The following is a 15986-nucleotide window of genomic DNA, read 5'->3' as shown; positions in this document are numbered from 1 at the left end:
AAGCACGCCAATAAAACCAGCGTTGAAAATCGTATGAGTGGATGAAAATGTTTCTAATTGTAAAAATCAGCGTTATTTCAGCTGCTTATAAAGTTTATTGCAGAGGGTTGTTTAAAATTGCGCAGGATTTTACATAAAAAATCGACAAACGCAAACGTTTGCTTTTGTGGCGGTGAGAATATTTTTAAATGATTTGTAGAGCGTATAAAACGCTTAACATAATGAAAAATATGAATGTAAAAAAACGTAAAGCGACACAACTCTGACTTAAACCACTTAACTGCCTTGTTAATATATAATTCCTTAAAGGTATGTTAGGAGGTGCTGGAAATTAATATCAGCGACTTGCTTATATTGTTTAATTTTCAGATAAGTTGATCATGATGAAACAAAAATGCATTACAGCGATGGTTTTCGCTGCTATGGCGTTAGTGCTTGTTGGCTGTGACAAGGATAGCCAATTAGCATCCCACCCTAAGAAACATGGCTCTAAAATTACTCAAGTAGAAACGCAGCCTGTGACAGCACGAACACTAACCGAACAAATCACGGGTTATGGTGTGGTGAAAAGTCATAATTCCGTTGTGTTAAAGAGCCTACAAACTAGCCAAATTACAGCTATTCATTTTAAAGCCGGGCAAACAGTTAAAAAGGGGCAGGTGCTAGTGCAATTTGATCCCAGTGCCGCAAAAGCCAAAGTTGCTCGAGATCAAGCCTTACTAAACGCCTCTAAACAAACATGGTTACGTCAAAAAGAGTTGGTGAATAGAGGTGTTGTCGCTCGTAGTACTTATGATGATAGCGAGAGTGATTATAAGCAGGCATTAGCGCAATTAGAGCAAGATAAATCGCTGCTTGCTGAGCTTGCTATTAAAGCGCCTTTCGATGGGGTGGTCAGCCAAACTGATTATCATGTTGGCGATGTTATTACGGTGGGAAACACCCTTGCCACCTTGTACACACCAGATCAATTAACCATTGAATATCAACTGCCAGCAGCACAAAAGTCAGCTTATAAGCTGGGGCAACAAGTGACGGTTTATTCGGAGTTAACACCGACAGAGCACGCTCAAGGTACGGTGAGCTATGTTTCACCTAATATTGTTTTAGGGTTGGTGAGTTTAAAAGCACAGTTATCTGATGCTAAACAGTTCTCACCAGGACAAAACGTTAAAGTGGTTCAACAAACACGAGACTTATTACAACAAGTTACGATTCCTACTGCTGCGTTAATGACTAATATCCAAGGTGCGCAGGTGTTTATTGTTGTGAATAACAAAGCACGTCTACGTGATGTGAAAGTTGGGCAATACTATGATGGTTATGTGCAGATCGTGTCGGGGTTGGCGGTTGGCGATCAATTAGTGGTTAATGGTCAAAACTATCTACGTACCGATCAAAAAGTTGAAGTGTTCTCTGCTCATAAACAAGATCAACCGACGCAATCATTACAGTCAGAGACGGCAGGTAAATAATGAAGTTAACTGAGCTGTGTTTACGCCGTCCGGTGCTATGTACTGTGCTGTGGTTGATCCCTGTCTTTATTGGTTTGATTTTTTGTCAAAAATTACCTTGGCGTTATACCCCACAAATCAGCCAATCTAAAATTCAAGTCACTGTTCATGATAGCGCGCTAGCGGCACAAAACATGATGACGGAAGTGCTAATTCCTATTCAAAATGCCATTGCAGGTACAGAAGGGATCAGCCATATGTCAGCGACAGCGCGACAAGGGCGAGGCAATATCATTATTGATGTGGCATCGAGTATTGATGACAGTGAAATCGATACGCTAGTTAGTGAAATCCATAATGATATTGGCAACATTGAAAATAAATTGCCTGATGATATTTCGCCGAAAGTGACCAAATCTGATGATCAGGGTATGCCTGCAATGTTGATTGGCTTAACCCCCGGTCCTCATCAAGCGGAATATGAATTTCATCAATATGGTACTGATACCTTATTACCCCAGTTAGAGCAGCTACCCGCAGCAGGTTCCGTAAGTGTGGCACCGAGTGCAGGGCAATCAGTACTGATCACCTTAAATCCTGACAAGGTTTATTTTTATGGTTTAACGCTTAATAGCGTGATTAATAAAATTACTGATGTTGATAGCATTACAACTATCAGTGGTAAAACGTCTGGAACCGAAAGTCAGTATCAGCTTATTGCTACAGGGGCGATCGCAAGCCTTGATGATATTAAAAACATCATTATTGCTACTTATCAGCAGCAACCTATCCGATTAGAGCAAGTGGCTGATATAAAAATCGGCACGCCAAGTAGCCAACGTGAAGTAAAGCCGCTGGTGGATTTCTCGAAGAAAAATGCCATGTTGTTCGTATTAAATCCACAATACACCGCCACGGCAAATCCACTGGTATTATCTGAGCAGGTACATGATTTATTAGAGTCAATGACCCTACCTAGCGGCATGCAAGCAAAAGTATTACTGGATAAATCGACCTTTATTATTACCGCACTAGAAGATGTGTATGTTGCGATTGGTCTAGCCGTCATACTGGTTGCTGGTGTTATCTGGTTGTTCCTTGGTAACTTGCGAATTGCGTTAATTCCAATTGTTACCATTCCTGTTTGTTTATCGTGCTCATTTATCATTCTGAAGTTGGCAGGTTTTAGCATTAACTCCCTGACCTTGCTTGCAATGCTATTAGCCGTTGGGCTGGTGGTAGATGATGCCATCGTTGTGGTAGAAAACGTTCACCGTCAGTTACGTCATCATGATTCTGTATTTAAAGCTACCGCAGTGGCTTGTCGTCAAATTGGTTTTGCCATTATTGCCACAACCTTAACTCTGGCTGCGGTATATATTCCGGTGGGGTTAGTTGACGGTATTACAGGGCAATTATTCCAGCAGTTTGCCTTTACTTTAGCGGGCACTGTGATTATTTCTGGTGTTGTTGCACTGACATTATCGCCCATGATGTGCAGCACAATGATGAATCATAAACCTGCTGGACGTTTTGAAAATTGGGTGAATAAACAGTTAGATCGTCTTTCTCATGCTTATCATAATGTGCTTTCTGCCACCATTGATTGGCGTAAAACAACGTTGTTGGTGATGGTCGTTATTTTTGCGAGTAGTTATTGGCCCTTCACCCAAACACCGTCGCAAATGCTACCTGCTGAGGATTCAGGGCAAATCTTTTTATTCCAGCCATTGGTGGGAAGTAGTGATGAAGCTAGTCAGCAAAAGATGATCGATAACATGAATACGCAATTAAAGCATATTCCTGATATTGCTCATGTCGCTATCCTTACCAGTAGCGATTTTATCCGTGGTTTTGTGACGTTAAAACCGTGGCAAGAACGTGATTTATCAGCCCAGAAAATCAGTGAAATGATCAACGCTAGGCTCAAAGAGGGTGGTAATCGTGTTTATACCGGTGTGATCCCTGCGATTGAAACTGGCGGCGGTCGTCGTGGTAACAGTGGTGGTATCGACATTAATGTTAGCAGTAGTGTTGATGAGCAAGTGCTGGCGAAAGAGCTCACTGAAGTTACTTATAAAATTCAGCAGTCACCGTTATTTTCTAATGCGCGAAGTAATCTTAAATTCGATCAGAACCAATTTAAGATCACCATTAATCGGGTACTAGCTTCACAATATGATGTGCCTCTACGTAACATTCAACAAATATTGAAACTAGCAATGAGTGGTAAAAGTTTCAGTAATGATATGAGCTATCAAGGGGCAAATTATCCGCTACATGTGCAGTTAGAATCAGTATTTACGTTAACACCTGACTCCTTAAAACAATTGATGATTGCTAATAAACAAGGGCAATTAGTGCCGATGTCGGCGCTGATAAATATTGAAAATGAAGTTGGGCCACGTTCACTTGAGCAATACGACAGAGCCACGTCTGCATCATTATCTATACGATTAGAAGATGGCGTAAGTATGGGAGAAGGGATTGCAGCGCTAAACCAAATGCTGCCTGATATTCTACCAGCGAATGCAAGTTATGCTTATGTGGACGAAGCGAAACAGTATCTGGATGCAAACCAACAAATGCTGTTTGTCTTTGTGGCTGCACTTGTTTTTATTTACATGGTACTGAGTGCGCAATTTGAAAGTGTGGTTGATGCATTAGTAGTGATGTTGTCATTACCTATCACCTTATCTGTAGCACTTTGGGCATTGTACTTTAGTGATTTTACTTTAAACGTGTATTCGCAAATAGGCTTGGTCACACTCATTGGTTTGATTTGTAAGCACGGTATATTGATCACTGAATTTGCGAATGAGCTGCAAGCTGAAGGATTAGCACCGCGAGAAGCGATACTCAAAGCGACGAAAACCCGTTTGCGTCCAATACTAATGACCTCACTGACCATGATATTAGGCTCTTTGCCATTATTGTGGGAAGCAGGTCCTGGGGCAAATGCGATGGGCTCATTGGGGATCATTATTATTGCAGGTATGGCTTTAGGTATTGTTGATCCATTATTTGTTGTGCCAAGCGTGTATTTGATGGTGCAAAAGTTCAAGCGTAAAAAGAACAATAACGCTATCGAATCTTAGCGCATTAGTCGTGTGTTATCGATAAAGAAAACGCAGCCGAGTTGGCTGCGTTTTGTTTTTATTATCTTGTCACCGATAATATTTCAGCGTTTAAAGAGAGTGGGTTAAATCACTCTTTCTTTGCATTCTCTTTTAAGAAATCAAGTACAAGCTGACGGTCTTTATCGTTTAGACCTGCGCGTGGGAACATACTTGTTGTAATACCTTTCCACTGCTTGTAAGTGAAGTCACTTGGGTGTGGTGCTGCGTGACATAGAGTACAGCTACCGTAGAACAGTTTCTCACCAGGAGATTGCTGTGGACCTTGCTCTGCCGCTACCGCTTTCAAGCGCTTACCTAATTGTAGTGACCAAATATCCACTTGGAATTTAGACTTAACAATTTGTGGTGGCTCGTAAGCTTTGTTTGGTGTTAGTACATCAGTACATTTCTTGAAGTAAGCCAAACAGGTATTTGCACTGGTTGCTTGTGCTAAACCACTACTTGTTTTACTGCTGGTTAGCATGTTGATAGAGCCAGAGTTACAACGGCCTTTCTCATCAAGCTGTAGCCATGCACCTTCGTGAATGTAAATAACACCCGGCATTGCTTCATCAGTAATACGAGCACCAGCAAGTAGCGCACCACGGTCGTTGTACACTTCAACTACATCGCCATCTTTCACGCCACGTGCTGCTGCGTCATCTTTGTTGATAAGTACGATCTGACGACCGTCAACAGACTCGTAGCTATTCACATCAGCGTTAGCCATTTGTGAGTGCAGACGCATCCATGGGTGTGGGCTTAGTACGTGAACTTGATCCTTCTTCGCATTACCTAACCATTCAAATGGAGGCATCCATTGTGGCATTGGTGGACACTCAAACGCTTTAAATTTCGCTAGTGTTTCACTGTAAAGCTCGATCTTACCACTTGGTGTATGAAGTGGGTTCTTAACAGGATCAGCGTAGAAGTCACCATGACGAACAAAGCTGTTAGCATCAGCAGGTGTTGATAGGTGAGTAATACCGTTTTGCCAGAATGTTTTGAAATCATCTGTTGCATCAGAAGCTTCGTAAGAGGCTTTGATGTGTTGGTACATGGTTTTACCGTCAGTAAACTCTTGATGTACGTTAAACATGAATGCAAGGCGAGAGAAGATTTCGTAATCGTCTAGGCTTTCACCTACAGGCTCAACTACTTTACGCATCGCATAAATCTTGTTGTTGCTGTAAGTACCACCAGAAGTGATGTCGTCACGCTCTAGTGTTGTGGTTGTTGGTAGCACGATATCTGAGTACTTCGCCGTTGCACACCACCAAGGGTCTTGACAGATAATTGTGTCAATATTCTCGTTAAGTGCTTGGATTAACTCGTTTGTATCTTGTTGGTGCGAAAGAAGGTTGTTACCTGCGTTATAGATCAATTTCGCTTTAGGTAACGTTAGGTTTGCACCATCACGGGTGTAGGCTTTACCCGGATTTTTCAACATGTCTGAAATCATAACAACCGGACATGTTTTAGTGATTGGGTTACGACCTTGAGAAAGACCGATAGGTAGACGCTTACCAGAAGAAGGCATACCACCGTTACCATAGTGCCAACTAAAGCCCGCACCTTCACCCGGCTTACCAATTTTACCTGCGATAGCGGCAAAGTTGATGATTGACCAGTGGATCATTTCACCGTGGTCAGCACGTTGTAGTGCCCAACCTGCTGCGATTTGAGTACGTTTAGTTACACAAAGCTCAGCAATTTCAACGATTTTAGCGGCAGGAAGACCTGTGATTTTTTCTGCCCACTCAGGTGTTTTCTCAATACCGTCTTCTTTACCCATTAGGTAATCAAGGTACTTATCAAAACCTACTGTGTACTTATCTAAGTAAGCCTGATCGTTCTTACCTGTTTTACATAGGTGGTAAGACATTGCAGTAAATAGTGCAGTATCCGTATTAGGACGAATATTGATCATCTCACTGCCAAGGGCTTTGTCAGTTTGGGTCTTCTGAGGGTTAATAGAGATAAACTTAATGCCTTTCTCTTTAAACGCTTCCCAGTGTTTTTGCATGGAGTGATCAGCAACACGGAATTCAATACGGTTGGTTTTCCAAGGATCACAACCGATGAATAGAACAGCCTCAGTGTTCTCTTCAATAATTTTCCATGCGGTTTGTGGCGAGTACACTTCCATATCACCAATGATATGAGGAAGAATAACTTCAGAGGCACCTGCAGAGTAGTCACCGGCACAGATACTTTGACCACCGATCAGGTTGAAGAAACGACCTTGTAGGGTTTGTGGGCGGTTAAGACCTGCGTGAGACCAACCACCGTAAGAAGAACTGAATACTGCTTCGTTACCGTGATTTTCGATTGTACGAGCAATACAGAAAGCGGTGAGGGCAATTGCAGTGTCCCAATCAACGCGAACAAACGGTTCTTTACCACGTAGGTGGGGGTTGTGGTTACCCAGTGGATCTTCCAGTAGTGACTTACGTACCATCGGGTACTTAATACGTGTGTCAGAGTAAGTACGGCTTAATACACCTTTCGTCAGCATTTCTGTTGGGAATGGGTCAACATCGTTTAGTGGTTGAACACCAATTAATTTACCGTTTTTAACAACAGCTTTGAACGGACCATAGTGGGATGCAGATGGAATAACTTGCGTGTCGTCTGCAAATACTTTACCTGCTGGGAAAAGGGTAAGTCCGTTAGCAGCAATCGCTGTTGCTACCGAACCTTTTAAAAAGTTTCGACGTGATAGGGTCATAATTTAATTCCGAGACAGTCCGAGTAATAAATAAACCAAAGCACAATTAGTGCTTAATATTCATTCGGTTTTGATGCCTATTTTTTTATTAATTCTTGATAGGCTACACGGAAATAAGAAATATATTATAGGGTGTATTGGAAAATTAGTTTTCATTATTAGTCGCCATAGATCAAGATGTTTAATGGTCGATATAAATCGTAGAATATTTAGCGTATTAAGCAAAGTTTAATTGAAAATCATTATCAGTAACATGTTGATTTATATCAAATAAGAAATTTTGTATTTAATGTAACAAAAATAATATGTTGATTTTAAAAGACAAATATTGATGTTTCGTTGTTTTCTTAAGATTATGTAACAGGTGGTAAAAGTCTATTGACACAAGATAACTATTTAGTGCTCTAATCTTTTTTTTGTTATAATTATGCGTTAAGCGCAGGTAAATAATTATATTAATAATAAATTTGTTTTTATTAATAGATTGCGTTGCCGTATTCATATCCGACTGCTATTTTTATCTATAACATTTTCTTTTAACGTTAGTTTGACGTTTAATTCATTTTGGACCACCAATGAAGAAGCTCTGGCACTTTCTTATTAAGCCAAGTAGTCGCTATTCTGTATTAGCGATTGCTGTTGTGTGTATTTTAATCACACTTGCAGGCGTATTTACTTTCCACCAATCAATTGAGTTCACATCAACAAACGAGTTTTGTACTTCGTGTCACTCAATGAAGGAAAACTACAACGAATATAAAACAAGCATCCACTTTAAGAACGCTTATGGTGTACGTGCTCAGTGTCGTGATTGTCATATCCCAGAAAACAACCCAATTGCATTCATGAAAGCGAAAATGGGCGGTATTGGCGATATCTACAGCGAATTCATTGGTAAAGATATTGATACGCCTAAGAAGTTCGAAGAGAACCGTCTACGTATGGCGCAAAATGTTTGGAAAATGATGAAAGATACCAATTCAGCGCCTTGTAAGAGCTGTCACTCTTACTCAGCGATGGATCACGCTAAGCAATCACCAGCAGCAGCGGCTGCAATGACAGGTGCTGCAGCGAAAGACATGAACTGTATCGAATGTCACAAAGGTATTGCTCACCAGCTACCTCACATTAATAACGACTTCCAAGCAACATTTAAACAGCTAAGCATTAATGCAGCGAAAGCACCTGAAGCAACAACGCTTTACTCATTAACGTCTAAGCAACTATTTGTGAAAGATGCAGCTTCTGACGATGCACAAGGTCAACTATACCCAGCATCTGAAGTGAAAGTGGTTGGTCAAAGTGGCGACATGCTAAAAGTTGAAATCACTGGTTGGGAAATCAAAGGCTCAACAGCTGGTATGCTAGTTCAAGATATGGCGAAGCAAATCCAAACTGCGTCTATCGATCCTGAATTACAAAAAACACAAAAAGTGTTAAACACACAAACAGCGACTGATGGTCAAGTATGGCAGCAAGTACAAGTTGAAGCGTGGATGACACAACGTGACATGCTTGCAAGCATCAAACCAATCTGGGGTTACGGCAAAGAAATCCTAGACGCAAGCTGTAATCAGTGTCACGCAACGCCAGATCCAAAACACCTAACTGCAAACGCATGGGTTGATGGTCTAAAAGCAATGCAACAGTACTACACACTTGATAAGAACGAAGAGCGTGTACTACTTAAATATCTACAAGCTCACGCTAAAGATGCACCAGCAGAAGCTGCGGCTGAGCAAGCAACTGAGTAAATCACTCGTTGAAAAATAGATAGCTTGCGTTAAACGTAATGCCAATAACCGAAAGGGGATCTGAGAAATCAGGTTCCCTTTTTTGTTTGTGGTTTGTTCCATTCTAAATGTGCTTAGATCTTTAGGTCTGAACTGTTATAAAATGATTCAGAGTTATTTAGTATTTACTACGAATATTGGCTTTATATTTCTCTAACCGTAATTTAGCTAAGTCATGAGCGATAAATACGGATTTGCCATTTTTAAACTTGTCAAAGGCAGTATTAATTTTATTCGCTAAATGTTTTGTATCAGTATCTTTTAAAGTTTGATCTTTAGCCGTCATTGTGAGTCTCCATTGGGATGTATATAAATATTAGCGGCTGAGTTATAAAGAATGTCTTATCGTTAAAAAAGGACTGAATGTCACCATCCAGTCCTTTTGTTTATTGCGCTAACTTGTCTTATGCAATCACTTCTTGCTTTTTCACTTGAGGCGCAAGCTGATCTGCCAGTTTGTGCATTTCAGGTAGCATACGGTGGATCAAGTGAAGTTGCTGTAACACCATTCGTACAGAGGTGCAATCTTCATCACGCCATTGCCCTAAACGTTGATCTAAATCGACATCTAGCGCGGGTGCTTGTTGACATGCGTTGCCTGCCAGCTGCGCCGCTAAACATTCTAAGTGAGTGTGAATTATACGGTGTGCCTCTGACACTAACTGATGCGTCTTGTCATCATCAAGTTGCGTTCGGTGAGCACCTAATGCCGAAATATAACTCAGCATGGCATGGTTTAAGGTTAAGAAACGGAAGCTCTCATTCGCGTCAATTTGGTAACGCTCAGGCTCTGCCAACATATTACTGATCGCTGTATTTAAATGCGCATCGGTATTGTGGGCATCACGACGTGAAATACGGTAACTCAAGCTATCACGCTTGCCGATACGGTACTGACCAATGATTTGCGCTAAGTAATCTTTATTGGCATTAATCGCCCCAGACATTGCTTTGTGTAAACGCTTAGATTCCCAGTCTGGCAGAATAAAGGTTACTGCTAACACTGCCAGTAAACAGCCAATCAAGGTATCGCCTAAACGAGGCAGAATAACCGCATAACCTTCACCTAATTGGTTAAAACAGAACAATACCAGCAAAGTAATAAATGCTGTTGCCCAACCGTATTTGACCATTCTAAACGAGAAGAACAGCACGCCAGCCACCACCATTAGCACTAACTGACCTTCTTGCCCCGGAAATAGGTAGAGCAGGGGAATACCCGCTAAAATACCAGCAATAGTACCTATCACACGCTGGCGAAGTTTTTGGCGAGTAGCACTGTAGTTGGGCTGACAAACAAATAGCGTGGTGAGCAAAATCCAGTAACCACGTTGTAAATCCAAGACTTGAATACAGCCATAACCGACAGTTAATGCAACCGCCATTCGAATTGCGTGACGAAACAGCATTGAGTCAGTATTAAATTGTGCACTGATACGCTTTGCTAACTCTTTAATACCATGGGCTTCGTTATCGGCTAATTGAATATCATTTTCTTCTTCTGTATGTGTGGCATCGGGGTTATTGATATTCATTAGCTGACGTTCAACGGTCGCTAAATTGTTGAATAGAAAATCGAGCTGGATCAGCAACATCTTCCACTCAGGCTTATTTTGATCGTGTAAATATTGCAGTGACTCTTGTAGCTCGTTTAATGCTTTTAGGCTCTTTTCATCGTGGGAGTATGATTTTCCCATGGCTAATGCAGTGGAAATATCACGGCATGCAACCGCTTGTGAACGTAATAAACGTTGGAAGCGGAACAATACGTCGCTGCGATTAAAGTTAGCCGCCAGATCTTGATAGCGATAATGTGAAGAACTGGCACGTTCGTGTATATCTTGCGCCATAAAGTAAATGGTCAAGAAGCGATCGCCTGTGGTATTAGGTTGTCCACGGCGAGCACGATGCAATAGTGTTGCTTTAGCGGTGTTTAAAGCATTCACCACGCGCGCGTTTTGGCTTGCTGCTTTTAAACGTAAAGGTTGAGGCACGAGATCAGCGACAGGTTCAAAAAGCTGACTTTTATGGTCAAGATAATCGGCAAACTCACTAAAGACATTAGCGAGGCTGCGTTGTACTGGCTGGTTAGGCCATAAAATATGCCATGTTAACGACAAACAGCCGTACCAAAATGCACCACCTAGTAACAACATCGGTTGATACCATAGATTCACACTATGATCAGCGCCGAGCATGGTGTAAACCGCCAGTAACAATGAGGCAAAAGCGATACTGGCGTAACGCGGCCCCATCGCGCCCAGCATGATGAAGCCAAAGGTTGAAGTGAATAATCCTATCGCAAATAAAATCGGATAAGGGAATAGCACTTCAATAGAAATAGAAGCGATAAGAAAACACAGTAAAGTCAGGGTTAGGGCTTTAATTCGACCGATTAGGTTATCGTCAGTTTCAGCCAGAGCGGCGGCAATAACACCAAGTACTAACGGCGTGACTTCATTGTTTGAATTGTAATACCAGCATGGTAGCACGACGCCAACTAAGGCGATGAGTACACGGATAGAATAGTTAATTCTATCGTTAACCCAATAGCGTCGGAAATTGAGATGTAACCTGTTAGTTTGCATATGGATATTAACAATCTTCTGATAAAGAATTACAACGAAACAACTAGAATAATCTAGTAATAAATATGTTCCAAATAAGCTCATGTAAATAACGAAATTATTTGGCATTTTTTGTTAAAAATAGGCTTAACGATATCAGAATTTAAACATCGTTACTTGATCCATTCTGTTTAGAAAGATTAGTTTAATCAAAAATGTATAACTTTTGTTCAGTTACTGAACTTTGTTTAAATGATGAGATCAAAAGCCATTGCCGATTTACTTTTCTCGAAGAATTTATCAGCAAATAAAGCCTAGAGTGCTATGGCTGAGCATGAGTTATTGGTACTCTATAGGGATATAACCCCAAGCGATTTTGGGTACTCCGATCCCAAGGCGGATTGGACTTTTTCTATTTTAGCGGCACATTTTACGCGGCTATATTCAGTATTACACCCATATAAGAATATGGAAAAGTTGGTGAGATAATGCAATTAAGTGCCAGTTGGCTAGCACAGTGGTTAGTGCAGGGTGATTATTACAGTATTGCTTTGGATGACAACTCCTTGGTATTAGATAGCCAAGTGGGTTCTGAAGTGATCTCATTCGATGATTGGGATGGCTCAATTGAAATTCACCGCGGCGTATTATGGGGAGCGTTAGAGCTTACCTCTTCCGATCAACAATATTGTTGGACTGTTCATGGCTTGCCATGGGGTGAATGTAAACCGTTTGCAGCTTTCCTTATCCGAACTTATCAAGATTGGGCGAGAAACCGTGTCGATAAACTTGATTCCGTACTGCCTGAAATTCTCCAGCGTATTGGCAAGTTCTCATCGCAACCGGGGTATTTACGTAGTTCTGAACATGAATCTTTACATCAGTTCTTACATCAATCTCTGGCAGAAACGGATTTAACGCCCGAGCTTGCTGCGTCATTCCGTCCTCGTAGTTTTGAAAAAATCTCACCTTGGTTAGAAGAACATCAAGATTGGGTTGAAGAGCACAATACGAAGTGGATTCAACAACAATCTGAAAAGTGGGGCTCATGGTTTGATAGTTTTGAAAGCTCACCATTAAATGACTCACAACGTGAAGCAGCGTTAATTAACGAAGATCACAACCTTGTATTAGCAGGTGCAGGTACAGGTAAAACAAGTGTATTAGTGGCGCGTGCAGGTTACTTGATTGCGAGTCAGCAAGCGGTACCTGAAGATATTCTAATGTTGGCTTTCGGTCGTAAAGCAGCAGAAGAGATGTCTGAGCGTATGCGTGAGAAAGTCAGCGATCGCGTTAAAGTGGCGACTTTCCACAGCTTAGGTTCGCAGATCATCACCGAAGTTGAAGGTGAAAAGCCAAACGTTGCTGCGGTTACTCTTGATCCTCGTGTTCGTGCTGCTTGGATTGCACGTATGCTGATTGAGCAGTGGAACAAAACGGAATCAGCGAAGAAGTGGCAGCGTCACTTAACGCAATGGCGTGTTCCGGGTTTCAGTAAAGAAAACTCAATGGAGCAGCAAGCTGAGAACGAGCAGTTACAAGCTTGGGTTTGGCGTCATATCGAGTTGCTTGGTCAATCAAGTCTTGGTAAAGACGCGCTTATCGAAGAGATCCAAAATAACAATAACCCTGCGATGCGTCCTCGTATGAAGAGTGAGCTGGAGTTATTGTGGCCGTGTTATCAAGCATACCTTCAGCACTTAAAAGTGAAGAAGCAAATTGATTTTAACAGCATGATTGATGTGGCAACCAAGTATGTGAAAGAAGGTAAGTTTACTTCACCTTGGCGCTTTATCATGGTTGATGAATACCAAGATATTTCACCGCAGCGTTTAGCGTTAATTGAAGCGTTATGTGAGCAGCAAGTCGCAGGTCAATCAACTCCAACGCTGTTTGCGGTGGGTGATGACTGGCAAGCGATTTACCGTTTTGCGGGAGCCGATGTTAACCTAACTACAGACTTTGAAGGTCGTTTTGGTTCTAGCTGCATTACTGAGCTTTCTACAACGTATCGCTTTAATAGCATGATTGGTGAAGTGGCAAACTTGTTTATTCAACAAAACCCAAGCCAAATCAAAAAGGATCTCACTAGTTTTACTAAACAAAGTAAGAAAGCGGTAACCTTGCTAGATAGCGACTTAATGCTGCAAGATCTAACACGTTTAGCCAAACTTTATGAAAATAAAGAAACAAGCGTGTTGATTTTAGGTCGTAACAACAAGCAACGCCCTGCGAAGTTTGATGAATGGCAAGCACAATGGCCGCAATTGAACTTGGAATACATGACGTGTCATGCAAGTAAAGGTCGTGAAGCGGATTATGTGTTCATTGTTGATGTGAACAAAGGTATTTTCCCATCACCTGATCGTGAAACGGGCTTGGCGGCAGTGATGCAGCCACGTACTGAGAACTACACTGATGCAGAAGAGCGTCGTTTGTTCTATGTTGCCTTAACGCGTGCTCGTAAACATGTTTGGGTTTGTGCAAATTCACACAATACTTCTTCGTTTATCAATGAATTAATTGATGATAAGTATCCAGTGAATAACAAGATAAAACGTTACAAATAATATAAAGCCGACCATGAGGTCGGCTTTTTTATTTCCGTTAGTTTAGACTTTGCTTTAGCTGACTTTATGTAAACTCACAATGTTATTTGATGGTACGTTGGTTTCAATGTAGGTTTTAATTAGATCTTGTTGTTCTTGATTCAGATAAAGTCCTAACTTAGTTCGACGCCACAAGAAATCTTCCACTGTTCTTACATATTCATGATGGATCATGTAGTCGACTTCTTTTTGGAACACACCATCAGCAAACTGTATTCCCATATCTTCAATACAGTCTACATTTGCAAGCATTTTGTGGCAGTAGCTGCCAAATTGTTTTACATAGCGTAATGCTTGTTTGGTGGTTAACCATGGGTAGCGTTGTTGCAGACTATTGGCCAATTCTTCTCGTGAACAGCTGAAATTACCGCCAGGTAAGGCTTGTGTTGCAGTCCATGATGCGCCCATTTGTGGAAAGAAAGGGGCTAAGTGTTTCATTGCCGATTCTGACAGCTTTCTGTAAGTGGTTAATTTTCCACCAAAAATAGACAGAAGAGGAGCTTGGTCTAATTCTTGTTCAAGTTCTAATGTGTAATCACGCGTAATTGCTTGCGGAGAATTAGATTCATCATCGCATAATGGGCGTACACCGCTAAATGTCCAAACGACATCTTCTCGATTCAGTTGTTTAACAAAGTGTTGGTTAACAATATCTATTAAATAGTCGATTTCAGTATCGTCAATAGCAACAGTACGTGGATCACCTTTGTATTCAAGATCCGTGGTGCCAATAATTGAAAAGTCATCAAGGTAAGGGATCACAAAAACAATGCGGTTATCTTTATTTTGTAGAATATATGCTTGTTCTTCATTGTGAATACGAGGAACAACAATGTGTGAGCCTTTAATTAAGCGAATATTTCTTGGTGATGGGGTCTCTAAACCAATATCAAAGAATTGCTTAACCCAAGGACCTGCCGCGTTAACTAATGCTTTTGTACAACGTTCAAAGGTTTCTCCTGTGCGTTGATCAACCATAGTGACACGCCAAATATCACCTTCTCTAACAGCACGCTCTACTTTGCAATAGTTAGCGACTTCACCACCGTTTTCTTGGGTGGCAATAATATTAAGTAGTACGAGGCGTGCATCATCAACCCAGCAGTCGGAGTATTCAAAACCGATTTTCATTTCAGGTTTCAGTAAGCCTGATTGAGCAAGATTTACTTTTTGGCTGGCAGGTAATGTTGTTCGTTTACCAAGGTTATCGTAAAGAAATAGCCCACAACGGATCATCCAAGCAGGGCGAAGAAAAGGGCGATGTGGTAGACGAAAACGCATTGGTTGAGCGATGTGAGGGGCTTTCTTTAATAATACTTCACGCTCTGCAAGGGCTTCTGAAACTAGACGGAATTCATAGTGTTCAAGATAGCGAAGACCACCATGGATAAGTTTTGAACTTGCGGATGATGTTGCTGAGCCAAAGTCGTTGGATTCATATAACCCTACTTTTAAACCGCGACCTGCTGCATCTGCTGCGATACCCGCACCGTTAATACCACCACCAATAACGATAATATCAAATAGAGTTGTTGCGTTTTTGTTTTTAGAGATATCCATAAATCGACCTTAAATGAGCAAACGAACATAAATGAGCATGAATCAATCATAGGATAAGTTTCGATTATGATCATGTTAAGTTTTCGTTTATTGTTCGTTTTTGCTCGTTTATGTGATTTATATAAAAAAATGCGCCAATTTTAGTCGAGAATT

The 15986-nt window shown here is 41.2% G+C and carries 8 protein-coding genes; 4 read left to right on the top strand and 4 right to left on the bottom strand.

Going from position 1 to position 15986, the window contains the following annotated elements:
* Positions 1–380: 380 nt before the first annotated feature.
* Together Q7657_RS18430 and Q7657_RS18425 are read left to right on the top strand one after the other, a co-directional pair.
* Positions 381–1475 carry an efflux RND transporter periplasmic adaptor subunit gene (locus tag Q7657_RS18430; RefSeq protein ID WP_258178225.1) on the top strand — a complete coding sequence of 365 codons (1095 nt, stop codon included), beginning with the start codon at positions 381–383 and terminating at the stop codon, positions 1473–1475.
* Entirely contained in the window at positions 1475–4552 is a 3078-nt protein-coding gene (locus Q7657_RS18425; protein ID WP_107165317.1) for an efflux RND transporter permease subunit, read from the top strand. Before Q7657_RS18430 ends, Q7657_RS18425 begins: the two co-directional genes overlap by 1 nt.
* Before the next feature lie 109 nt (positions 4553–4661).
* Here Q7657_RS18425 and Q7657_RS18420 read toward each other — a convergent pair whose 3' ends face one another.
* Entirely contained in the window at positions 4662–7304 is a 2643-nt protein-coding gene (locus tag Q7657_RS18420; protein ID WP_107165316.1) for a molybdopterin-dependent oxidoreductase, read from the bottom strand.
* Positions 7305–7879: 575 nt separating this feature from the next.
* Here Q7657_RS18420 and torC point away from each other — a divergent pair.
* On the top strand, positions 7880–9058 hold the full coding sequence (torC, locus tag Q7657_RS18415; RefSeq protein ID WP_107165315.1) for a pentaheme c-type cytochrome TorC: 1179 nt from the start codon (positions 7880–7882) through the stop codon (positions 9056–9058).
* Between the two features lie 157 nt (positions 9059–9215).
* Here torC and Q7657_RS18410 read toward each other — a convergent pair whose 3' ends face one another.
* Positions 9216–9383 carry a hypothetical protein gene (locus Q7657_RS18410; protein WP_181319789.1) on the bottom strand — a complete coding sequence of 56 codons (168 nt, stop codon included), beginning with the start codon at positions 9381–9383 and terminating at the stop codon, positions 9216–9218.
* 118 nt (positions 9384–9501) lie between these two features.
* Entirely contained in the window at positions 9502–11685 is a 2184-nt protein-coding gene (yccS, locus tag Q7657_RS18405) for a YccS family putative transporter (RefSeq protein ID WP_107165314.1), read from the bottom strand.
* Positions 11686–12152: 467 nt separating this feature from the next.
* On the opposite strand from yccS, the gene helD reads away from it, so the two are divergent.
* Complete coding sequence (helD, locus tag Q7657_RS18400) at positions 12153–14234, top strand: DNA helicase IV (protein WP_107165313.1); 2082 nt, start codon at positions 12153–12155, stop codon at positions 14232–14234.
* Positions 14235–14288: 54 nt separating this feature from the next.
* On the opposite strand, the gene glpD is transcribed toward helD, so the two are convergent.
* Complete coding sequence (glpD, locus tag Q7657_RS18395; RefSeq protein ID WP_107165312.1) at positions 14289–15833, bottom strand: glycerol-3-phosphate dehydrogenase; 1545 nt, start codon at positions 15831–15833, stop codon at positions 14289–14291.
* Positions 15834–15986 lie beyond the last annotated feature (153 nt).

It is taken from the genome of Candidatus Photobacterium acropomis (genome assembly GCF_030685555.1).
GTDB classification, from domain to species: Bacteria; Pseudomonadota; Gammaproteobacteria; order Enterobacterales; family Vibrionaceae; genus Photobacterium; species Photobacterium lucens.
The sequence above is the reverse complement of the archived record's forward strand: the minus strand, read 5'-3'. Positions and strand labels throughout refer to the sequence as shown.